21 protein-coding genes are annotated in these 21,169 nt (G+C 68.4%); 11 read left to right on the top strand and 10 right to left on the bottom strand.

The window, feature by feature from the left end; genetic code table 11:
- Window positions 1-411: 411 nt before the first annotated feature.
- Window positions 412-606, top strand: a complete 195-nt coding sequence (locus tag MHY20_RS00405) for a hypothetical protein (protein ID WP_183375872.1) — start codon at window positions 412-414, stop codon at window positions 604-606.
- Window positions 607-793: 187 nt separating this feature from the next.
- Here the strand turns inward: MHY20_RS00405 and MHY20_RS00410 are convergent, their stop codons facing one another.
- From MHY20_RS00410 to glp, 6 genes are all read right to left on the bottom strand, one after another.
- Entirely contained in the window at window positions 794-1,651 is an 858-nt protein-coding gene (locus MHY20_RS00410; protein WP_239373747.1) for a metallophosphoesterase, read from the bottom strand.
- A 9-nt stretch (window positions 1,652-1,660) separates the two neighbouring features.
- Complete coding sequence (locus MHY20_RS00415; RefSeq protein WP_239373750.1) at window positions 1,661-2,218, bottom strand: hypothetical protein; 558 nt, start codon at window positions 2,216-2,218, stop codon at window positions 1,661-1,663.
- Between the two features lie 147 nt (window positions 2,219-2,365).
- Entirely contained in the window at window positions 2,366-2,782 is a 417-nt protein-coding gene (locus MHY20_RS00420; protein ID WP_239373860.1) for a molybdenum cofactor biosynthesis protein MoaE, read from the bottom strand.
- An 83-nt stretch (window positions 2,783-2,865) separates the two neighbouring features.
- Window positions 2,866-3,351: a MogA/MoaB family molybdenum cofactor biosynthesis protein gene (locus MHY20_RS00425; protein WP_183375876.1), complete on the bottom strand. Its 486-nt coding sequence runs from the start codon at window positions 3,349-3,351 to the stop codon at window positions 2,866-2,868.
- The gene (gene moaC / locus MHY20_RS00430) at window positions 3,348-3,899 is read right to left on the bottom strand and encodes a cyclic pyranopterin monophosphate synthase MoaC (RefSeq protein ID WP_183375878.1); all 552 of its coding nucleotides are present in this window, start codon (window positions 3,897-3,899) and stop codon (window positions 3,348-3,350) included. The genes MHY20_RS00425 and moaC overlap by 4 nt, the downstream gene beginning before the upstream one ends.
- On the bottom strand, window positions 3,896-5,227 hold the full coding sequence (gene glp, locus MHY20_RS00435; protein WP_239373753.1) for a gephyrin-like molybdotransferase Glp: 1,332 nt from the start codon (window positions 5,225-5,227) through the stop codon (window positions 3,896-3,898). The genes moaC and glp overlap by 4 nt, the downstream gene beginning before the upstream one ends.
- Before the next feature lie 142 nt (window positions 5,228-5,369).
- Between glp and moaA the strand changes: the two genes are divergently transcribed.
- Together moaA and MHY20_RS00445 are read left to right on the top strand one after the other, a co-directional pair.
- The gene (gene moaA, locus MHY20_RS00440) at window positions 5,370-6,449 is read left to right on the top strand and encodes a GTP 3',8-cyclase MoaA (RefSeq protein WP_183375957.1); all 1,080 of its coding nucleotides are present in this window, start codon (window positions 5,370-5,372) and stop codon (window positions 6,447-6,449) included.
- 2 nt (window positions 6,450-6,451) lie between these two features.
- Window positions 6,452-6,706, top strand: coding sequence for a MoaD/ThiS family protein (locus tag MHY20_RS00445; RefSeq protein WP_239373756.1), 255 nt, complete (start codon window positions 6,452-6,454; stop codon window positions 6,704-6,706).
- Here MHY20_RS00445 and MHY20_RS00450 read toward each other — a convergent pair whose 3' ends face one another.
- A complete protein-coding gene (locus tag MHY20_RS00450) occupies window positions 6,707-7,915 on the bottom strand; it encodes a HesA/MoeB/ThiF family protein (protein ID WP_239373759.1) in 1,209 nt (402 codons plus the stop codon).
- A 325-nt stretch (window positions 7,916-8,240) separates the two neighbouring features.
- On the opposite strand from MHY20_RS00450, the gene MHY20_RS00455 reads away from it, so the two are divergent.
- From MHY20_RS00455 to MHY20_RS00470, 4 genes are read left to right on the top strand one after another with little or no spacing between them, the layout of a single operon-like run.
- On the top strand, window positions 8,241-9,230 hold the full coding sequence (locus tag MHY20_RS00455) for an ABC transporter permease (RefSeq protein WP_183375885.1): 990 nt from the start codon (window positions 8,241-8,243) through the stop codon (window positions 9,228-9,230).
- Window positions 9,231-9,233: 3 nt separating this feature from the next.
- A complete protein-coding gene (locus MHY20_RS00460) occupies window positions 9,234-10,199 on the top strand; it encodes an ABC transporter permease (protein WP_183375886.1) in 966 nt (321 codons plus the stop codon).
- Window positions 10,192-12,291, top strand: a complete 2,100-nt coding sequence (locus tag MHY20_RS00465; RefSeq protein ID WP_239373762.1) for an ABC transporter ATP-binding protein — start codon at window positions 10,192-10,194, stop codon at window positions 12,289-12,291. The genes MHY20_RS00460 and MHY20_RS00465 overlap by 8 nt, the downstream gene beginning before the upstream one ends.
- Before the next feature lie 23 nt (window positions 12,292-12,314).
- Entirely contained in the window at window positions 12,315-14,030 is a 1,716-nt protein-coding gene (locus tag MHY20_RS00470) for an ABC transporter family substrate-binding protein (protein ID WP_183375888.1), read from the top strand.
- Window positions 14,031-14,126: 96 nt separating this feature from the next.
- On the opposite strand, the gene MHY20_RS00475 is transcribed toward MHY20_RS00470, so the two are convergent.
- Genes MHY20_RS00475 through MHY20_RS00485 form a run of 3 tightly spaced genes read right to left on the bottom strand, consistent with a single transcriptional unit; the run spans window position 14,127 to window position 16,370 of the window.
- Window positions 14,127-14,771 (bottom strand): hypothetical protein, encoded by a 645-nt coding sequence (locus MHY20_RS00475; protein WP_239373765.1) that lies wholly within the window; start codon window positions 14,769-14,771, stop codon window positions 14,127-14,129.
- On the bottom strand, window positions 14,761-15,051 hold the full coding sequence (locus MHY20_RS00480; RefSeq protein WP_239373768.1) for a DUF6457 domain-containing protein: 291 nt from the start codon (window positions 15,049-15,051) through the stop codon (window positions 14,761-14,763). Before MHY20_RS00480 ends, MHY20_RS00475 begins: the two co-directional genes overlap by 11 nt.
- A gap of 20 nt (window positions 15,052-15,071) precedes the next feature.
- Window positions 15,072-16,370 carry a molybdopterin molybdotransferase MoeA gene (locus tag MHY20_RS00485; protein ID WP_239373771.1) on the bottom strand — a complete coding sequence of 433 codons (1,299 nt, stop codon included), beginning with the start codon at window positions 16,368-16,370 and terminating at the stop codon, window positions 15,072-15,074.
- Between the two features lie 68 nt (window positions 16,371-16,438).
- On the opposite strand from MHY20_RS00485, the gene MHY20_RS00490 reads away from it, so the two are divergent.
- From MHY20_RS00490 to MHY20_RS00505, 4 genes are all read left to right on the top strand, one after another.
- Entirely contained in the window at window positions 16,439-17,758 is a 1,320-nt protein-coding gene (locus MHY20_RS00490; protein WP_239373773.1) for an ABC transporter substrate-binding protein, read from the top strand.
- Between the two features lie 96 nt (window positions 17,759-17,854).
- Complete coding sequence (locus MHY20_RS00495; RefSeq protein WP_239373775.1) at window positions 17,855-19,174, top strand: ABC transporter substrate-binding protein; 1,320 nt, start codon at window positions 17,855-17,857, stop codon at window positions 19,172-19,174.
- A gap of 120 nt (window positions 19,175-19,294) precedes the next feature.
- Window positions 19,295-20,239, top strand: coding sequence for a sugar ABC transporter permease (locus tag MHY20_RS00500; RefSeq protein WP_239373777.1), 945 nt, complete (start codon window positions 19,295-19,297; stop codon window positions 20,237-20,239).
- Entirely contained in the window at window positions 20,236-21,168 is a 933-nt protein-coding gene (locus MHY20_RS00505) for a carbohydrate ABC transporter permease (RefSeq protein ID WP_239373779.1), read from the top strand. The genes MHY20_RS00500 and MHY20_RS00505 overlap by 4 nt, the downstream gene beginning before the upstream one ends.
- Window position 21,169 lies beyond the last annotated feature (1 nt).

Consider the following 21,169-nt stretch of genomic DNA (forward strand, 5'->3'; position numbering starts at 1 on the left):
TTGATGATCAGAGATCAGCGGATCCATCGGTGGGGCGGTCGTCGTCGCGGTGCCGACCGGCCCGAATCCACTGGCTGGCACTCTCCGGCGGAGACTGCCAATGCGGTCAGCCTAGTGGCGGCATTGGCACTCATGCAACACGAGTGCCAACTGCGCCCGCACCCGTTCGCCAACGGTGAACCGACTGCCCCTGCGAGATGCTCAGCACTCCCGACCTGCGCTCCGGCAGGGCCCGAATGGGGACCCTGGTCCCACCCGGGGAGACTCGTTTCATAGAGCTGCGCCACAGACGGGGATCACAGGGTTCTGCGGCTCACAATTCGCTTGGGGCGGGCGACTCGGCCTCTTTAGAATGGAGTCACAAGCTTTGGCAGAGGCCGATGGGGAATCGGCGAGGAAGGGGCATTCGTTATGCAGAACGCAGCAGCATCCACCAAGTCCGCTCGCTGGACCGAGCGCTTCTTCGGCAACCTGAGCCGCAAGATGGTCGGCCAGGACGTGGAGCGCGGCAGCGTGGTCCCCGGTTCGCGCCACAACTCGAACGTCGCGGCCATCGCCCACAGCCACACCGCACAGGGCGTCACCGCTCTCGGCATCGGTCGCTGAGCCGCCCTCCCCGTCAGTACGCTGCAGCGCCACCTGGTTGACCCAGGTGGCGTTCTTCATGCCCGAAGCCCGGCCGAACGAATCCGCCGCACCGACTATTCGCCGCAGAGATTCTTCCCATTCATCATTCATTCATCTGAGTGAACAGATCTTCGCTGCGGGAATGCGAACCGTGTGGTTCAGGAATTCACTTCCGGCCCGCCGCTTCCACGATCCGGGTGATCGTGTCGGCATCGAACGAGTAGACCGGCTCGGTCACCTCGCCGGTGTCCCCTGCGTTCGGCCAGTGGAACGACTGAATGCGGCACCCGTCGGCCCCAACATCCACGAGGCTGGCGCCGCTGAGGCCGAGCGCGACCTCCTTCTCCCCTGCCTCGCCGGCGAGCGCGGCCGACGGATCCGTGACGTTGACGATGCCCGGCGCCACGTGCACCGGCACGCTCCCCAGCCGGCCGCTGGTCGCGGCGTGCAGATGGCCGGAGAGGATCAGGTCCACGCGGCCCTCCAGCAGCTCGCGCAGCTCGTCCAGGCCGTCGAGGCTGAGCGCCTGGAACAGTCGGGAGGTGACGGGGAAGGGCGGGTGGTGCAGCACGGCGATGGTCGGCCCGTCGACGCTCTCGGCGAGGATCGCTGCGACCTCCTCCCGCTGCTCGGCGCCCACGTGGCCGTATCCCGCGCGCGGAACTGAGGTGTCCAGAGTGATGATGCGGCCGTCGCCGACCCGTTGGCAGCGCACCGTGGGCAGCCCCGTCGCGGCATTCCAGCCCGCGGGCACATCGTGGTTGCCCATCGCGATGGTGTGCTCGGCGCCGTGGGCGCGGGCGAAGTCGCCGATCACGCGCTCGAGGTGGCGGTAGGAGTCCTCGGAGCCGTCATCGGAGGCGTCACCGGAGTGGACGACCGCATCGAGCGGGCCGATGTCCGCGAGCCTGGTCAGAACGCCGTCGAGGGCGGCGCGGGCGTCGATCCGCCCCTGGTGGAGGACTGGGCCGCCGCTGGGGTCCGCCGCGCTGATGTGCGTGTCGGTGAGGTGCAGGATGCGCATGGGCCCAGACTATCGACGCTGCGCGAGGCGCGCGCGGCGCCTCAACGGGTCAGCACCGTCCAGCAGGCTGGTGAGGGACACCAGCACCGGCAGCAGTCCGAGCAGCCACAGGGCGACCCCCATGAGCCGGCGCTGCGGGAACGGGACGGTGAGAAGTCGGCTGCGCCGATGCTCCGTGGGATCTGTGCTGCTTCCGGTCTCAGTTCCCGGCGGGGCGCCGAGGCCCAGGGGCGCCCCTGCCCGTGCGCGCTCGGGTTCGGGAGCGGGCGCGTCGTCGGTCTCGGTGCGGCCGGACTCGGACCGCAGCGCGTACAGCATGAAGCCCACCATGCCCAGGAGAACCGGTGCGGACGAGGGGATCTCCAGGTCCTCGCGGATCCGGGTCGGGATGCGCCTGATGATCCGCGTGATGCGGCGGATCTCGCCGATGCGGGCACGGGCGGGCCGGCGGCGCAGCCGCTGCTCGTCCGCCATTCGTCGCAGGTCCTGTTCGATCGCGGCTCCGTCGGCCCCGCGCCAGGCCTCCCTGGTGCGCCAGCGCTCGAGGTCCGCGAGCAGGCGCTTCACCCCGCGCTCGGAGAGGCCGACGACCGCCAGGCGGATGCGGTGGGCCTCGAGTGCGTCGAGGACGGCTCGGGCGAGCGGCAGGCTGCTCAGCTGCTCGGGGGCACGTCCATCGCGAACAGGACCCCGCGGACGTGGTCGAGGTTCAGATCAGCCAAGGGCCGCGACCCATTCCTGGGTGCCGTCGTCGAAGTGCTGCTCCTTCCAGATCGGAAGCCGCGCCTTCACCTCGTCGACGAGCACGTCGCACGCCTCGAACGCGCGCTTGCGGTGCGGGGCGGCGACGGCGCAGGCGAGCGCGCAGTCGCCGATGCTGAGGGGGCCGTAGCGGTGCGCCGCCGCGATGATGACGTCCGGGAACCGCCCGGTGACGTCCGCCAGCACCTCGTCCATCACCTGCTGGGCCGACGGGTGCGCCGTGTAGGCCAGGCGCTGAACCCCGCGGCCCTCGTCGTGGTTGCGGACCACGCCGTCGAACGTGACCACGGCGCCGCAGCGCTCATCCGCGACGAGCCGCGCCATCTCCTGCACGCTCACGGCCTCCTCGGTGACGAGGGCGAGGCGCATGCGGTGCTCAACGGGTCCGAGGCTGGGGTCGCGCGGATCCTGCGGCCGGACCATGTCCTCGGGCAGCACGGAGGAGTCGCTGCTCATTCGTGGCCGCCTCCGTCGCGCTGCTCCATCAGGTGGGCGAGCATCGGCTCCAGCACCACCATGCCGTCGCGCACGCCCCCGCGGGAACCGGGCAGGTTGACGATGAGGGTGCGGCCGTTGAGGCCGGCCAGACCGCGGCTGATGGCAGCGAGCGGCGTGTTATCCAGGCCGCGGTGGCGGATCGCTTCGGGGATGCCGGGCAGCTGCCGCTCCAGGTAGGGGGCGGTCTGCTCCGGGGTGACGTCGCTGGGGCTGATGCCGGTGCCGCCGGAGGTGATGATGACGTCGGCGCCGGCCTGCAGGGCGCGGCCGATCTGCTCGCCGACCTCGGGGCCGTCGGGCACGATGACGCGCTCGGGCACCGTCCAGCCGAGGGCGGTGAGCCAGTCGGTGAGGATGGGGCCGGTGCGGTCCTCGTAGGTGCCGTCGGCGGCGCGGGTGGAGGCGATGATGACCTGCGCGGTGAAGGGGTGGTCGGTCATGGTCGGGGGGTCTCCTCGTTCTCGGGGGTGCGGGACCAGTCGCCGCTCTTGCCGCCGGATTTGGCGAGGACGCGGGTCTGCTGGATCACGGCGAGGTGGTCCACGGCTTTGATCATGTCGAACAGGGTGACGGCGGCGATGCTGGCGGCGGTCAGCGCCTCCATCTCGACCCCGGTGCGGCCGGTGGTGCGCACCTGCGCGGTGACGGTGATCGCGTCCGTGCCGGTGGGCGCGAAGTCCACGCTGACCTTCGTGATCGGCAGCGGGTGGCACAGGGGCACGAGCTCACTGGTCCGCTTCGCCGCCATGATCCCCGCAACGCGGGCCACGCTCAGCGCCTCCCCCTTCGGGAGGTCACCGGTCATGATCTTCTCGATGACGTCGGCGCGGGTGACGAGAGTGGCTTCAGCGGTCGCTTCGCGGGTGGTGACGGACTTGTCGGTGACGTCGACCATGTGGCTGGATCCGTCGGCCCGCACGTGCGAGAGGCCGCCGGCGCCCGCGGCGGGGTCGCCGGCTGCTCGGGTGTCACTGTTGTCGCTGGTCATGTCAGCACCATCACCTCGAAGGAGTCGCGGTCGTGGATCGTGGTCGTGTCCGCTGGGATGATCACCAGGGCATCGGCGAGGGCGAGGGCGCCCAGCAGGTGGGATCCGGGCCCGCCGACGAGCCGGACGGTCGAATCGGTCTGGATGCGGCCGCGGCGGATCTGGGTGCGTCCCGGCGGGGAGGCCTCATCCTCTCCGGTCTGGGTGCGCACCTCCAAACGCACACGCGGCCGGGCGGACGCGCCGACGGCCTGACGCACGAACATCTCCAGGCTGACCAGCGCGGAGACGGGGTTGCCGGGCAGTGCGATCCACGCGACCTCCTCCCCGCTGGAGCGGGTGAACACGCCGAGCCCCTGCGGGCCGCCGGGCTGCATGGCGACGGTGTGGAACGCCAGCCGCAGCGGGGAGCCCTCCAATCGGGCGGCCTGCCGGATCGGCTCCACAGCGCCGGCGCTGACGCCGCCGGAGGAGACGATCAGCTGCGCGCCGGTCTCCCGCAGCGCCATGGTGACGGTGTCGATCAGGGCGCGCGGGTCGTCGCCCACGCGCACGCAGCGGACAGCGTCCACCCCCATCTCGCGCAGTGCCGTGACGAGGGCGGGGCCGTTGGCGTCGCGCACCTGCCCGGCGCCCTCCCCCAGTTCGGCGCCGGTGGAGACGACAACGGCGCGCAGGCGCTCGGTCACCTCCACGCTCTGCAGGCCGACGGAGGCCAGGTGTCCGATGAGCCGCGGCGTCAGCACCGTGCCGGCACGGGCGGCGACATCCCCCGCTTCCGTGTCGGAGCCGGCGCGGCGGATGAAGCGGCCGACCTCTCGGTGCTGCGGGCCGAGGGTGATCGTGATGGCCTCGGCGCCGATGCCGCTGGCGTCGCCGGTGCGGTGGTCGTTGAGGCCTCCGTCGGCTCCCGTGTCCTCGGGGCGGAGTGCGGCGATCTGCGCGAATCGGCCGAGGTCCGTCTCCTCCACGGGGACGATCGCGTCGCACCCCTCGGGGGTCGCGGCGCCGGTCATGATGGCGCGCGCCGTGTGGGGTTCGAGCACTCCGGGGTCATGGCCGGCGGCAATGATCGGGCCGAGCTTAAGGGTGATCCGGTCGCCGTCGGCCGTGGAGCGGGTGCTGTCGGTGGAGATCGCGAAGCCGTCCATGGCGGAGTTGTCCCGCGCGGGGATCGCGATGGGTGAACGCACATCGGCGGCGAGGCGGCGACCGGTCGCATCCAGGAGGTTGACCGTCTCCACCGGGGCCAGATCGCGCGGGGCGATGCGGGCGATGAGGTCGCGCACCGCCTGCTGATGCTCATCGATCCGAGTGGGGGCGGACATCGTGACCTCCTCGTGGTGTGAGCCGGGATGACCGTCCCTTCAGGTTATCGCGGACCACCAGTAGGCTGGTGGGACCTCGGGGCCCGACGCGCTCCGAGCCGATCGAGAAGAGGTGAATGCGCTGATGGCAGTCTCCCTCGGCATGCCGAGGCCGCGATCGGTGGATCCGACCACCACGGACCTCTCCACTGATGGCCGCCCGAACGTCCCGGGGCTCATCGACCGATTCGGCCGCACCGCGAACGACCTCCGGGTCTCCCTCACCGACTTCTGCAATCTCCGCTGCACCTACTGCATGCCGGAGATGGGCATGGAGTTCCTGAAGAAGAACCAGCTGATGAGCGTGGATGAGATCGTGCGACTCGTCCGCATCGGCGTGGAGCACCTCGGCGTGGACCAGGTGCGCTTCACCGGCGGAGAGCCGCTCACCCGCCCCGATCTCGCGGAGATCATCGCGGGGGTCGCCGCGCTCGAGCCGCGCCCCAACATTGCGCTGACCACCAACGCCATCGGTCTGGACATCCGCGCCCAGGAGCTGGTGGATGCGGGCCTGGACCGCATCAACGTGTCCCTGGACTCCGTGGTCTCCGAGACGTTCGAGGCGATGAGCCGCCGCCCCCTGCTGCACCGCGTCCTGGCGGGGCTGGAGGGCGCGCAGGCTGCGGGCCTGGACCCGATCAAGGTGAACGCCGTCCTGCAGCCCGGTGTGAACGACCATGAAGCGCCGGACCTGCTGCAGTGGTGCCTGGACCGCGGCTTCGAACTGCGGATCATCGAGTACATGCCGATCGACGGCGGCAAGGCCTGGAACCGCACGTCCATGATCACTGCGGCCGATGTGCACGCGATCCTCTCAGGCCGCTTCCTGCTGACCCCGACTGCTGAACCGCGCGGCAGCGCCCCCGCGGAGACCTTCCAGGTGCGCCTGCGCGAGGCGGGCCCGGACTCCGAGGTGCTCGGCACCGTCGGTGTGATCGCCTCGGTCACGCAGCCGTTCTGCGCCGCCTGCACCCGCACGCGGCTCACGGCCGAGGGCCGGGTGCGCACCTGCCTGTTCTCCCATGAGGAGACGGACCTGCTGGATCTCATGCGCGGCGGCGGCAGCGATGAGGACATCGCTGACCGGTGGCGGGCCGCCCAGTGGGGCAAGCAGGCCGGTCACGGAATGAACCGGCCCGACTTCGTGCAGCCCGACCGCCCCATGTCCGCAATCGGAGGATGAGAATGTCTGAGAATCCGTCGGTCGATGTCCGCTTCTTCGCCGGCGCCGCCCACGCCTTCGGCGCGCAGCAGCGCACCGTGCAGGCCGACACGTTCGGTGCTCTGCTGGCGGCGCTGCGCTCGGATGCGAGCGAGGATGCGCGCACGGTTCTGTCGCGCAGCAGCTTTCTGCTGAACTCCGCCGCCTGCTCGGATGAGTCGGCGGCGCTGAGCGCCGGTGACCGGGTGGACGTTCTGCCCCCGTTCGCCGGCGGCTGATCAGCTGGCGCCGGCCGCGTAGCCGCCGGCCATGTCCGCAACCTCGATGCCGAGCTGGGCGAGCTGCGCCTGCGTCTTCGCGCTGCGGCCGCCGGCCTGGCAGTGGATGATCGCGCCGCTGAGCTCCCGCGGATCCGAGAAGGGGCCGACGGGTGCCCCCTCGCCTGTGCGCGCGAACCCCAGCAGTCGTCCCATCGGAATGTGGATCGCGCCGGGCAGCATCCCGCCGGCGACCTCATCCGCCTCGCGGATGTCGATGAGAGTGCGCTCCCCCGCCGCCGCTGCGGCCAGGGCCTCCTGAGGGGTGAGGATCTCTGCGTGCATGGTTCCGTCGGCCTCCTTGGTGGTCGGTTCGGTGAAGTTCGGTGCGGTCGTGGTGCCGCGCTCCACGGGGGCGAAGCCGCAGGTGAGGGCCAGGTCCTCGACCTCGGTGACGGCCTCGCGGCCCGGGGTGCGGCGCAGCGGCAGGTAGTCCCATTCGCCGCGCAGCGCATCGAAGATGCCGACGCGCCCGAGCAGCGGCTCACCCACGCCGCTGAGGACCTTGACCGCTTCCATCGCCATGGACGTGCCGATCACGCCGACCACGGTGCCGATGACCCCCGCTTCGGAGCAGGAGGGGATCTCTCCCGGTTTCGGAGGATTCGGGTGCATATCGCGGTAGGTTATGCCGCGACCTGAATCGCTATAGAACACCGACAGCTGTCCGTGGAACCCCAGGATCGACCCCCATACGAGGGGGAGGTTGAGGATCTCGCAGGCGTCGGAGACGAGGTAGCGGGTGGGGAAGTTGTCGGTGCCGTCGAGCACCAGGTGATGGCCGGCGAGTTGGTCGAGGACGGTGTCCGCGCGCAGGGAGTCCGGCACGGCCGTGATCTCCACCGCGGAGTTCAGGGCAGAAACCGCGCGCACTGCCGATTCCACCTTCGGGCGCCCGACCGATTGTTCGGTGTGGAGGATCTGCCGCTGCAGGTTGGACTCGTCCACCACGTCCGGGTCGAACACCGTGATCCGGCCGACCCCGGCGGCCGCGAGGTACTGCAGGATCGGAGATCCGAGCCCTCCGGCACCCACCACCGCGACCCGCGCCCCGAGGAGCCGGCTCTGTCCGGGCTCACCGAACTCGGGCAGCAGGAGGTGGCGGGAGTAGCGCCGCGCCTCCTGGGCACTGAGGGGTTCGGGTCGGCGAGGAGCGGGGTCTGCATTCATATTCATCATCCTGCCACCGGATGACGAACGGGCAAATATAACAAGTCGGTAACGCCCGTGATCTAGGCAACGAGTGCCCCCTCTCACATGAGGTAAGGTTCATCGAGAGCTGGCCCACAGTCCCCGTCTTTCAGCGATGAAAGAGCAGGTCAACTCACCTTCGCCGCCACCGGCGCACCCCACGCACCATGGCCGGCCGGATCCGACGCCGAGCGCCCGCTGACCCAGCGGACGCTGACCCGAGAGGAGCATGCATGTCCTGCATAGCCCAGCCCCTCCCGGCGGCATCGAAGACGTCCCCTACTGTCCGAATCGGAGACCTTCCGTGATCAAATACCTCCTCAGGAGGCTCGTCAATTACCTGATCCTCACGGTGATTGCGACCCTCTTCGCGTACATCGCGGCCTCGTCGTTCTTCTTCCCTCGGCGGAAGTACCTGACGTCCAGCGAGCCGATCCCCGAAGCATCGGTGGACGCGATCCTCGACCGCGTCAACATGAACGACAAGACCCCCGTGCTGGAGCGCACCTGGCGGTGGATCACCGACGTGTTCACCAAGCCGTGGATCCAGAAGCTCAACGAGGACCTCAACGGCGACTGGGTCATGCATCAGCTCGGCCTGCGCGCCGGCGTCTCCCTGCAGCTGCTGTTCGCCGGTGTCCTCATCGGGGCGATCCTCGGCGTCACCCTCGGCGTGTGGGGCGCGGTCCGCCAGTACAAGGCGAGCGATCAGATCGTCTCCTACGCCTCGTTCGTGCTGATCTCCACCCCGACCTTCGTGCTCGGTCTGCTGCTGATGGTGCTCACCACCTGGCTGAACAACTCCCTCGGCTTCCAGCTGATCCGCTTCACCGGCGCCTACACGCCCGGGGTCGAGGACGGACTGCCGAAGCTGCTGGACCGGTTGAACCACATGATCCTGCCGACCATCGTGCTGATCCTGTTCTCCGCCGCCGGCTACTCCCGCTACATGCGCTCGGTCATGCTCGACGTCCTCGGCTCGGACTTCATCCGCACCGCGCGTGCGAAGGGCGCCACCCGCAACCACGCCCTCATCAAGCACGGCGTGCGCGTGGCACTGATCCCGATGTCCACCTACTTCGCCTACGCCTTCGGCACCCTGGTGGCCGGCTCGGCGTTCCTGGAGATCATCTTCTCCTGGGCCGGCATGGGCCAGTACGGCATCAACGCGGTGCAGGTCTCCGACGTCAACGCCCTCACCGGCAACGTGTGCTTCACCGCCGTCATCATCCTGTTCTCTTCCATGCTGTCGGAGATCCTCTACGCAGCGCTCGACCCGAGAGTGAGGGTCTGACCCATGTCAACGAACAACCCCGCACCTCCTGCAGACACCGCCCCGGACCTCCCCCAGGACCTGGAGCCCACCGCACCCCTCTCGGATGAGGCGACCGACAAGAAGCGCGAGCGCCCGATCTCCCGCTCGCAGCTGGTCTGGCGCCGCCTCAAGCGCAAGCCGAACTTCTGGATCGGCGGCGTCGTGATCGCCGGCATCGCCCTGTTCGCTGCGTTCGGCGGCATGATCAACGTGTACGAGCTCAATGAGCAGGACATCTACAACTTCAACTCCCCGCCCTCCAGCCAGCACTGGTTCGGCACCGATTCGATCGGCGTGGACCTGTACGTCTCGCTCGTGCACGCCCTGCGCAAGTCCCTGCTGATCGGCTTCCTCGCGGCCCCGCTGGCCACCCTCATCGCCGCGTTCTTCGGCTCGCTCGCCGGCTACCTCGGCGGCTGGGTTGAGATGCTGATGAACTGGCTCGTGAACCTGCTGCTCGTGCTGCCGGTGTTCTACGTCCTGATGATCGTCTCGCCGATGCTCGCCTCGCAGTCCTGGCTGATCCTCGTGGTCGCGATCGGCGCGTTCGGCTGGATGATCATGGCGCAGATCGTGAAGAACCAGACCAAGTCGCTGAAGGACCGCGAGTACGTCAAGGCCGCGCGCTACATGGGCGTGGGCACGTTCACCATCCTGCACCGCCACATCATCCCGAACGTGGCTTCGCTGCTGATCGTGGACGCCGCCATCGGCGTCAGCGGCGCCGTCCTCTCCGAGACCGCCCTGTCCTTCTTCGGCCTCGGCATCCAGCCGCCTGACATCTCCCTCGGCGTGCTCATCGCCCAGGGCCAGAACGCGGCCATCACGCGCCCGTGGCTGTTCCTGTTCCCCGCCGCTTTCCTCGTCGCCCTGCTGACCGCCGTGAACCTCGTCGGCGATGCGCTGCGCGACGCCATCGACCCCACCAGTGAGGTGAACCGTGCCTGAGCCCCTGCTCCGCGTTCAAGACCTGTCGGTCTCCTTCCCCAACCAGAACGGGCTCGTCCGCGCCGTCCGCGGCGTCAACTACGAAGTCCACGAGGGCGAGTTCCTCGGCATCGTGGGCGAGTCCGGGTCGGGTAAGTCCGTCTCCTCGATGGCAGTGATGGGCCTGCTGCCCTCCAGCGCCCAGATCGAGGGCAGCATCACCTACCGCGGTGAATCGCTGCTCCACAAGAGCGATCGCGAGCTCTCCGACCTGCGCGGCCGCGAGATCTCGATGATCTTCCAGGACCCGCTGTCGGCTCTGACGCCGGTGTACACCATCGGTCAGCAGATCGAAGAGGCGCTGACGCTCCACAACAAGAACGTCTCCGCCGATGCGCTGCACAAGCGCGCGGTCGAACTGCTGAAGATCGTCGGCATCCCCGGCGCGGAGCGCCGCGTCAAGGCGTTTCCTCACGAGTTCTCCGGCGGCATGCGTCAGCGCGCCATGATCGCCATCGCCATGGCGAACGACCCGCAGCTGATCATCGCCGATGAGCCCACCACCGCTCTGGACGTCACCATCCAGGCGCAGATCCTCGAGGTGCTGCAGAAGGCGAAGGAGGTGACCGACGCTGCCGTCGTCCTCATCACCCACGACCTCGGCGTGGTCGCCGGCAACGTGGACCGCGTGGCCGTCATGTACGCCGGCAAGCTCGTGGAGAAGGGCGATGTGGACGAGGTCTTCGCCCAGCCGCGCATGCCGTACACGATGGGGCTGCTGCGCTCCGTGCCGAACATGCTGACCGCCGGCAAGGACCGCCTCGTTCCCCTCGAAGGCCGCCCGCCGAGCCCGGCCGCGCTGCCGAAGGGCTGCCCCTTCGCTGATCGCTGTCCGGCCGCGATCGACATCTGCCACCAGGAGGAGCCCGAACTGCTCGGCTTCGAGGACGTGCCCGGCCGCACCGCCGCCTGCCACCGCGCCGGCGAGATCGCCGCCGGCACCCTCACGAGTGCCGACATCTTCCCGCGCCCCGAGTACGTGCCCCACGCGATCGGGGACTCCGATGCCCTCGCCCCGATCGTGGAGGCCGAAGGCCTCGTGCGCCACTTCCCGCTGATGAAGGGCTCGGTGTTCCGTCGCCAGGTCGGCGCTGTGAAGGCCGTGGACGGCGTGGACTTCGAGATCCGCCCCGGCCAGACCCTCGGCCTCGTGGGAGAGTCCGGTTCCGGCAAGTCCACCACCGCCCTGGAGATCATGGAGCTGGTGAAGCCGCAGGCCGGCCGCCTCGTGGTCGACGGCACGGACGTCGCCACGCTCACCGCGAAGCAGCGTCTGGCGATGCGCCGGGACGTCCAGATCGTGTTCCAGGACCCGATGGCGGCGCTGGACCCGCGCATGCCGGTCGGCGAACTGATCGCCGAGCCGCTGACCGTGCAGGGCGTGCCGAAGGCTGAGCGCCACCGCAAGGTGCGCGAACTGCTGGAGCGCGTGGGCCTGTACGCCTCGATGGCGGACCGCTACCCGCACGAGTTCTCCGGTGGTCAGCGTCAGCGCATCGGCATCGCCCGTGCTCTGATCACCGAGCCGAAGCTGCTCGTGCTGGACGAACCCGTGTCCGCTCTGGACGTGTCCGTCCAGGCCGGTGTCATCAACCTGCTGGAGGACCTGCGCGACGAGCTCGGCCTCAGCTACCTGTTCGTGGCCCATGACCTCGCGATCGTCCGGGAGATCTCGGACTACATCGCGGTGATGTACCTGGGCCGCATCGTCGAATACGGTCCGGTGAAGGACGTGTTCGAGCACCCCAAGCACCCGTATACGCGGGCCCTGATGTCGGCCGTGCCGGTCCCCGACCCGGCAACGGAGCGGTCGCGTCAGCGCATTCTTCTCCAAGGGGACCTGCCGAGCCCCACGGAGACGATCACCGGCTGCAACTTCGCATCCCGGTGCCCCCTTCGACCGCTGCTCAGCGACGAGCAGCAGTCCCGGTGCCGGACGGACGACCCCGCCGGGGTCCCCCACGGCGCATCGCGAGTGGCGTGCCACTACGCCGATGAGATCTCACGTCTCGACAACGTGGACACATCCAATCTCGTCACTGGTGCCCAGTGACGTTCTAAGGAAGAGAGAACACCATGAAGATTTCGACGAACCGTCGTCTGTTCCTCCAGGGAACCGCTGTCACCGGCGTGGCCGCAGCCGTTGCGGGCTGCTCGCAGAAGACCTCCGAGCAGCAGGCTGAGGAAGCGAAGAAGGACAACGAGAAGAAGGCCAAGGAGCAGGCCGAGCTGCCCTCCACCGCGTGGGAGAAAGTCGAGTACGCCGACGTCAAGGACGGCGGCTCCCTCAGCATGGCGATCTCCCAGATCCCCGCGAACTGGAACAATTCCCACCCGGACGGCAACGAGGTCTCGCTGACCACGATCATGGGGCCGCTGGGCGACAACAACGGCATCGCAGTCCTCGAGGACGGCAAGCTGGAGTTCCGTCCCGAGTACATCGAATCCGCCGAGATCACCAGCGAGGACCCGCAGATCGTCACGGTGAAGTACAACAAGGACGCAAAGTGGGACGACGGCAAGCCCGTCACCACCAAGGACTACGCGGCGTACGCGAAGGCGATGTCCGGCAAGGACGAGGCCTACACCGTCACCTCCACCCAGGGCTGGGAGCTCATCAAAGAGGTCCGTCCGAAGGGTGACTTCGAGATGGAGGTGGAGTTCGAGAGCTCCTTCCCCGACTGGATGGCCTTCCTCTACCCGGGCATGCAGGAAGAGGTCGCCAAGGACCCGAAGAAGTGGAACGAGGGCCACATCAGCGAGCCCATGCCGGGCAAGGGACCGTTCAAGATCGCAAACCTCGACAAGAACGGCGGCGTGGTCACCCTTGAGCGCAACGACAAGTGGTGGGGCGAGAAGGCGAAGCTCGACAAGATCATCTTCCGCGTTGTGACCCAGCAGAACGCCCCGCAGGCGTTCGCCAACGGCGAGATCGACATGATCGACATCGCTGACGGCGACACCTACGGCCAGGCCAAGGGCCGCAAGGACGCCGACATCCAGAAGTCCAACGGTCTGACCTGGACCCACCTGACCATCAACACCAAATCCGCCGAGGGTGCGCTGGGTGACATCAAGGTGCGCGAGGCGATCTTCAAGGCGGTCAACCGCGACGCCGTCGGCCGCGCCGTGGTCGGTCCGCTGGACGCCCCGGTGGTCCTGGCGAACAACTACATCTTCATGCCGGGCCAGGAGGGCTACGAGGACTCCTTCGGCGGATCCCTCGACGCCCCTGATGCCGCTGCTGCGGAGAAGGTGCTCCAGGACGCCGGCTACAAGAAGAACGGCAAGGTCTACGAGAAGGACGGCAAGAAGCTGGCCTTCGAGATCGTGATCCCGGCCGAGACGAAGTCCAACTCGGACCGCGCCTCGCAGGTGATGAAGGACCTCAACGCGATCGGCTTCGAGGTCAAGCTGAAGACCGTGCCGCCGGACGCGTACTTCTCCGAGTACATCCTCAAGGGCTCCTTCTCCGCTGTGACGTTCTCGTGGGTGGGCAGCTACCTGCCGCAGCTCGGCGGCATCAACCTGTTCCTCCCCGGCTCGGCACAGAACTACTCCGGCTACGAGGATCCGGCTCTGAAGGACATCGCGAAGAAGGTCCAGACCGAGCTCGACCCGCAGAAGCGCATCGACGCCTCCAACGAGTTCTCCAAGAAGCTCGCCGAAGGCTACGCGGTGCTCCCGTTCTACGCCACCCCGATCGTGGTCGGTGTGAAGAAGGGCCTGGTCAACATCGGTGCCGCGCAGTTCGAATCCACCGACTGGACCAAGGTCGGCTTCAAGGCCTGATGCCCGTCTCCAGCTGACGCGCTGACGATCAGAGCGGCCCCGCATCCATCACGGATGCGGGGCCGCTTCTCGCTGCACCAGCGCCTGCAGGCCGATCTACACCAGCGCCTGCAGGGCGATCAGGCCGACGGAGGCCGCCAGCACCGCAATGCTGATGCCGTTCAGCCGCACCTGCATCGCCCCGGTCAGCTCACCGTCCACCAGATGATGGTCCTGGTAGCCGTCCACCCGCTCCTTCAGCGGCCACGCCGCCGACGCCTTCTGCTCCGCCAGCAGCTGCGCACTGGACGTCTGCCCCATCGGCGCGGTCGGCGGCTTCTTCGAGGACGTCCGCGAGAAGGCGTCCAGCAGGCCCTGCTTCCGGATCGCCGGGGCGCTCCACGCCGTCACCGTCCGGTTCTCGCCGCGGGCATCCACCGCATCGATCTTCAGCATCGACCCGATCCGCACCCGATCCACCGCGCTGTACGGGATCCGGTAGGTGTGCAGAATGTTCCGCACCTCCATGCGGTCGGTGAACACACGCACGCCCGGCAGGATCATCACCACCACCAGCAGCGCCGCGATCAGCAGCATCACCGGGCCGAAGCGTCGGAGCCCGTCGGCCGCCCCCACCGTGAGGACGGCGTTGCCCACGAGGATGATCACCAGCGCCAGCGCAACCACGCCGATCCACAGGCTGGAGCGCGCCCGCAGCGTCTCCAGCGGCCGGTCAGTGGTTCCGCTCGGCTCAGCGGTCATCAGCGGGGTGCTCGTCCATGCGGGCGCGGACTGCGGCGCGGACCGTGTCCGCGGCGTCCTGCCAGGAGGCGGCGCGGCCGGTGCCCACGAGGTAGCCGATCAGCAGCGACGCGATCGGTCCGGCGGGGCGCACAATGCCGTGCGCGGTGACACCGGTGACGCCGAGGATGCGGTCCCGGGCGTCGTCGTCGATCGCCGGCATGCCGTCCACCTCCGCCGTGAGCGAGTCGATGAACGCCTGCAGCTCCGCCATCGTGGCGGGGTCGTCGCGTCGAGCCATAGTTCTTCCCTCCGGATCCGTCATTCCCCGGTCAGCAGGGGAATCACGAGGACCTCGTCGGTGCCCTGCAGACCGGTCACCATCATCGCATCAGCGGTGGCGTACGGCAGCAGGCGCCGGCCGGGAACCTCCCGGACCACAACGGCGCCCTCGCGGTGCTCCATCACGGCGGGCTTCACCTCCGCGCCGCGGCGACGGGGCGTGCGCGGCCCGTGCCCGGTGTTCGCCTCCTCCGCTTGTTCGGCGGGGACCATGATGTCCGAGGGGACCGTTTCGAACAGGGGCCGGATGAACAGGTGGAACCCGACGATCGCGCCGACGGGTGTGCCCGGCAGGTGCACCATCGGCACCCCCTGGTACGTGCCGACGCCCTGCGGTCCGCCGGGGCGCATCGCCAGGTGCTCGAATCGGGACGCACCCGCCGCTGGGGAGTCCGAGCCGGCGGCGAACGCGGCCTTGACGACGTCGTACGCGCCGGAGCCGACGCCGCCGGTGGTGATGATGAGGTCGCTGTCCGCGGCGCGGCGGGCCACGGCGGCGATCAGGGCGGCCGGCTCATCGCTGATGTGCTCCACGCTCGAACGGACACCGAAGTGCCGCAGGGACGCCGCGAGCGCCGGCCCGTTCGACTCCAGGACCTCACCGCTGTCACCCGCGTCCGCGGAGTGCGCGGAGACCAGTTCGTCTCCGGTCATGATGATCGCGACGCGGCGCGGCTGCTCGACCGTGACCTCGCTGGTGCCGGCGGCGAGCGCGACCGCGATCAGGGTGGGGGTGAGGCGGCGCCCGGCCTCGGCGAGTTCGGCGCCGAGCGGGATCTCCTCTCCGATGTCGCGGATGTGCCGGCCCGGGGTGAAGGTGGCCGGTTCGGCGGCGGCGTCGGGGTGGATGGTGATGGAGGCGGGTGCGTCACCGGTCTGCTCAGCGTCGGTGTGCTCGACGGGGACGACGATGTCGAAGCCGTCGGGGACGCGGGCGCCGGTCATGATCCTCAGGGCCGACGGTTGCTCATCGAGCGTGGAGTGGTCCAGGTCGAGTCGGTCCCCGTCGGCGGTGAGAATGTCGCCAGTGACGCCGGCGGGGATGTCGCCGATGACGCGGTAGGTGCGGTGCGGGGCGTCGATGCTGCGGATCGCGAAGCCGTCCATCGCGCTCTGCGGGAACTGGGGCGCAGGCCGGGCGGCGAGCAGGGGTGCGGCGAGGACCAGCCCGCCGGCCTCGACGGTGGGGAGGGTTCGGGTGCGCGCATCGGGCAGCTGCGCGACCTGCTGGACGACGGCGCGCCACTGCACGGGGCCGAGGGACGAGTGGATGGGCATGGGGCCACTGTATCCGGGTGGGCTACAGTGATGCGCACCACATCCGGCTCCGATGAGAGGACGCTCCGATGAGCACCTGGACCTCCCCCAGTCGCCGCACCATGATGGCGAGCACCGCTGCCGCCCTCGCCGCCGGTGCCGTCGCCGCCTGCGGTTCCAAAGGCTCCGGCGATGGCTCCGATCCGGGCGAGCCCGCGAAGGCGGACTTCAGCGAGCGGGGCCCCATCACCCTCGCGAAGGGAAAGGACACCACCGGGCATCTGCGCAGCCAGGTGGAGGCGTGGAACAAGGAGCACCCGGACGAAGAGGTGACATTCCTGGAACTGTCCGAAAGCGCCGACGAGCAGCGTGTGCAGCTCGTCAACAACGCTCGCTCGAAGTCCGACGCGTACACGGTCCTCGGCATGGACGTGGTGTGGATGGCGGAGTTCGCCGCCAACAAGTGGGTGGTGGAGCTGCCGAAGGACCGCTTCCCCTTCGACGACATGGTCCCGTCCACCGTCACCACCGCCACCTACTTCGACCGCCTCTACGGCGTGCCGTGGGCATCGAACGCGGAGCTGCTGTTCTACCGCAAGGACCTGCTGGAGAAGGCAGGTGCTGACAGCGCCCCCACCTCGGTGGAGGAGATGTTCGAGATCGCCGAGGCCATCACCGGCAAGGAGGAGTCAGTCTTCGGGTTCGGCTCCCAGTTCGCGAAGTACGAGGGGCTGACAGTGCAGATCACCGGCCTGATCGCCTCCGCCGGCGGTGTGCTCTTCGACGACGAGGGAACACCCCACGCCGACTCCCCCGAAGCGATCCGCGCCATGACCGAGCTGCGGTCGGCGTTCGATTCCGGAGTCATCCCGAAGGAGGCGCTCACCTACAAGGAGGAGGAGTCCCGCCAGGCGTTTCAGGACGGCCGGCTGGTGTTCATGCAGAACTGGCCGTACATCTGGGAACTGGTGAACAAGACGGACGGATCCTCGAAGGTCACCGGAAAGGTGGGCCTCGTGCCGCTGCCGGGCATCGGCGGGAAGAAGGGCGCCTCCACTCTCGGCGGTCTCAACTGGTCGATCTCCGCGTTCGCCGGCAATCACGGCACAGCCGCGGACTTCATCTCCTACCTGGTGAAGGAGGAGTCGCAGAAGGAGTTCGCAATGGCGACCGCGCAGGCACCGACCCTCACCTCCCTGTACGAGGACAAGGATCTGATCAACAGGTACGCGTTCTGGACGGCACTGAAGGAGGGCATCGACGCAGGCGTCTCGCGTCCGCCGACCGTGCGCTACGCAGAGGTGACGCAGGCGATCCAGGAGTCGGCGTACCGCATCATCTCGGGCGAGGCCGAGGTGGAGCCGGAGATGAAGGCACTGCAGAAGGCGCTGGTGAAGCTCGCGCCCTGATCCAGCGGGCGAAAGGCTCCGGATGCAGCAGATCACACGTATTACAGTATGGTCACAGAGGCGCTGTTCGGCGCCTGGATTCAAGGAGGAACCCCAATGTCATCTGGCTTCACCCCTTCCCGCCGCGGTGTGCTCGCCGCTGGCACTGCCGGCGCAGCAGCTCTCGGTCTCGCTGCCTGCGGAGGCGACAAGTCCTCCTCCGGCGGCGCCGAGCCCGCCCAGGGCAATTTCGACGAGCGCGGCCCCATCACCTTCGCGACCGGCAAGGACACCTCCGGCAAGCTGAAGGAGTTCCTCGAGAAGTGGAACTCCCAGCACCCCGACGAGAAGGTCACCCTCTCGGAGCTGCCGGAGTCCGCCGATGAGCAGCGCGCCCAGTTCATCAACAACGCGCAGGCGAAGTCCGATGCCTTCACCGTGCTCGGCCTCGACGTGGTGTGGACCGCCGAGTTCGCCGCCCAGCAGTGGGTGGTGGAGCTGCCGGAGGACAAGTTCCCGCTGAAGGAGCTCATCCCCGCCACCGTGGAGACCGGCAGGTACTTCAAGAAGCTCTACGCCGTCCCGTTCACCACCAACGCCGAGCTCCTCTTCTACCGCAAGGACCTCCTGTCCGCCGCCGGCACCGAAGAGGCGCCGAAGTCCTTCGAGGAGATGTACCAGCTGATCGACGAGATCAGGAGGTCCCCCGACGGCAAGGACACCCTCGGCTTCGGCTCCCAGTACTCCAAGTACGAGGGCCTGACCGTGCAGCTGACCGGCCTGGCGAAGTCCGCCGGCGGCGCCCTGTTCGACGACCAGGGCAAGCCCACCGTCAACACCCCCGACGTGATCGCCGGTGTGCAGGCAGTCCGCGACGGCTTCGACTCCAAGCACATTCCGAAGGAGGCCCTCACCTACAAGGAGGAGGAGTCCCGCCAGGCGTTCCAGGACGGCAAACTCGCGTTCCTGCAGAACTGGCCGTACGTGTGGGAGCTCGCCCAGAACGAGGACGGCTCCTCCTCGGTGAACGGCAAGATCGACGTCGCCCCGATCCCCGGCGTCGGCGACAAGCCCGGATCCTCCACCCTCGGCGGCCTCAACTACGCCATCTCCGCGTTCGGCAAGAACCAGGGCACGGCGGTGGACTTCATCGCCTTCATGGCCGCCGAAGAGCAGCAGAAGGAGTGGGCGATCGCGACCGCTCAGGCCCCGGCGTCGGCCGCGGTCTACGAGGACGAGGAAGTGCTGAAGAAGTTCCCGTTCTTCCCGACCCTGAAGGAAGCGATCGACGGCGGCACGCCGCGCCCGCAGGTCGTGAAGTACGGGGATGTCACCCAGGCGATCCAGGAGGCCGGCTACGCCGTGTTCTCCGGTGAGAAGGAAGCGAAGGCCGCGATGGACGAGCTGCAGAAGCAGCTCGAATCCCTCGAGTCCTGACCGTGACGGAGGGCGGGGACGCCGGCAGAGCGGCCGGCACCCCGCCCTCCTCGCCCCTCCCCCGATGAAAGAAGGCCCGATGTGGCTGTGAAGTCCCGTCTGTTCGGGGCGGAGAGCAGAATGGCGTACCTGCTCCTCCTGCCCACCCTGATCCTGCTCGCCGTTGTGGTGGGCTTCCCGCTGGTGCTGTCGATCTGGCAGTCGTTCTTCCGCGCCGACGACGGCGTGGACCCCGAGACCGGCCTGCTGCAGCAGGGCGACACCTTCGTGGGCCTGCAGAACTACGCCGACGCGTTCACCTCCTCCGGCGCCGGAGCCGGCTTCTGGAACGCGTTCTGGAACACCACCCTGTTCACCGTGGTGGGCGTCAGCATCGAGACGGTGCTCGGCGTAGCGATGGCCCTGATCATGGCCCGCGCCCTGCGCGCCACCGGCCTGATCCGCGCCTCCATTCTCATCCCCTGGGCCATCCCCACCGTGGTGTCCGCCCTCATGTGGCAGCTGATCTTCGATGCGAACGGCATCGCGAACCGCCTGCTGAACTACCAGATCCTGTGGACCACAGAGGGCTGGCAGGCGAAGGCCGCGGTCCTCATCGCGGACATCTGGAAGACCGCGCCCTACATCGGCCTGCTCACCCTCGCGGGCCTGCAGACCATCGACGAGCAGGTGTACGAGGCCGCGAAGGTGGACGGCGCCGGACGCTGGCGCACCTTCTGGTCGATCACCCTGCCGCTGATCCGTCCCGTCCTCGTGGTCGCGGTCCTGTTCCGCCTGCTGGACGCGATGCGCATGTTCGACCTGCCCTACGTGCTGCTCGGCAAGCTCCGCAGCGGCCAGACCCTGTCGATGCTCGCGCAGGACGCCGCCACGAAGACCGACTACGGCATGGCATCGGCGTATTCGATGGTGCTGTTCTGCTACATCTGCCTGGTGGCGTTCCTGTTCATCAGGCTGCTCGGCGCCGATGTCCTCGGCGAGTCGTCCACCCGCACGAAGAAGAAGCGCGCGAAGGGCTCGAAGCCGAAGCGCCTGGTCACCACCAGTGAAGGGAGCATGGCATGAGCACCGCCGCTTCGACCCCGTCCGCGCAGAACCCGTCGGCCTCCTCCGGCCGCCCCGCCGCCCCCGCCCGACCCGAGAAGCGCAAGGGCGAGCGCGGCGCGAAGATCATCGTGGGCCTCGGAATCGCGTTCATCCTCATCTACTGCCTCGCGCCGTTCTACTGGATGACCGTCTCGGCGCTGCGCCTGCCCACGCAGGGCCGCTCCACCGACCTCATCCCCAACCCCGTCTCCTTCGAGAACTTCCGCGCCGTGTTCGACCCGTCGAACAACTTCATTCGGGCGCTGCTGAACTCCCTGGTGGTCGCCGGCGGCACCACCATCCTCGTGCTGATCCTCGGCATCGCCGGTGCGTACGCACTGGCGCGTCTGGAGTTCTGGGGCAAGGTGCTGGTGATGTTCGCGATCGTCGCCACGTCGATGTTCCCCGTGATCACGCTCGTGGTGCCGCTGCTGAAGATGTTCTCCGGCGGTTTCGACTGGTTCCCGTTCAACTGGATCAACACGTACCAGGCGATGATCGTGCCCACGATGAGCTTCGCGCTGCCGCTGGCGGTGTGGAACCTCAACGCGTTCTTCCGCCAACTGCCGGTGGAGCTGGAACAGGCCGCGATGGTGGACGGCACCACCCGCATGGGAGCGTTCTTCCGCGTCATCCTGCCGCTGAGCGCCCCCGGCGTGTTCACCACCGCGATCATCACGTTCATCGCGGCGTGGAACGAGTTCCTCATCGCCCTGACGATGGTGAACTCCCCGGAGATGACCACCGCGAACGTGGCGATCTCGAAGTTCACCGGCTCCTCGCAGTTCGACACCCCGTACGGCACGAAGATGGCGGCGGGTCTGATCGTGACGGTGCCGCTGATCGTGATGGTGCTGGTGTTCCAGCGCCGCATCGTGGGCGGTCTGAGCGCCGGTTCGCTGAAGTGAG

The organism is Helcobacillus sp. ACRRO, from assembly GCF_022347125.1.
GTDB lineage: Bacteria > Actinomycetota > Actinomycetes > Actinomycetales > Dermabacteraceae > Helcobacillus > Helcobacillus massiliensis.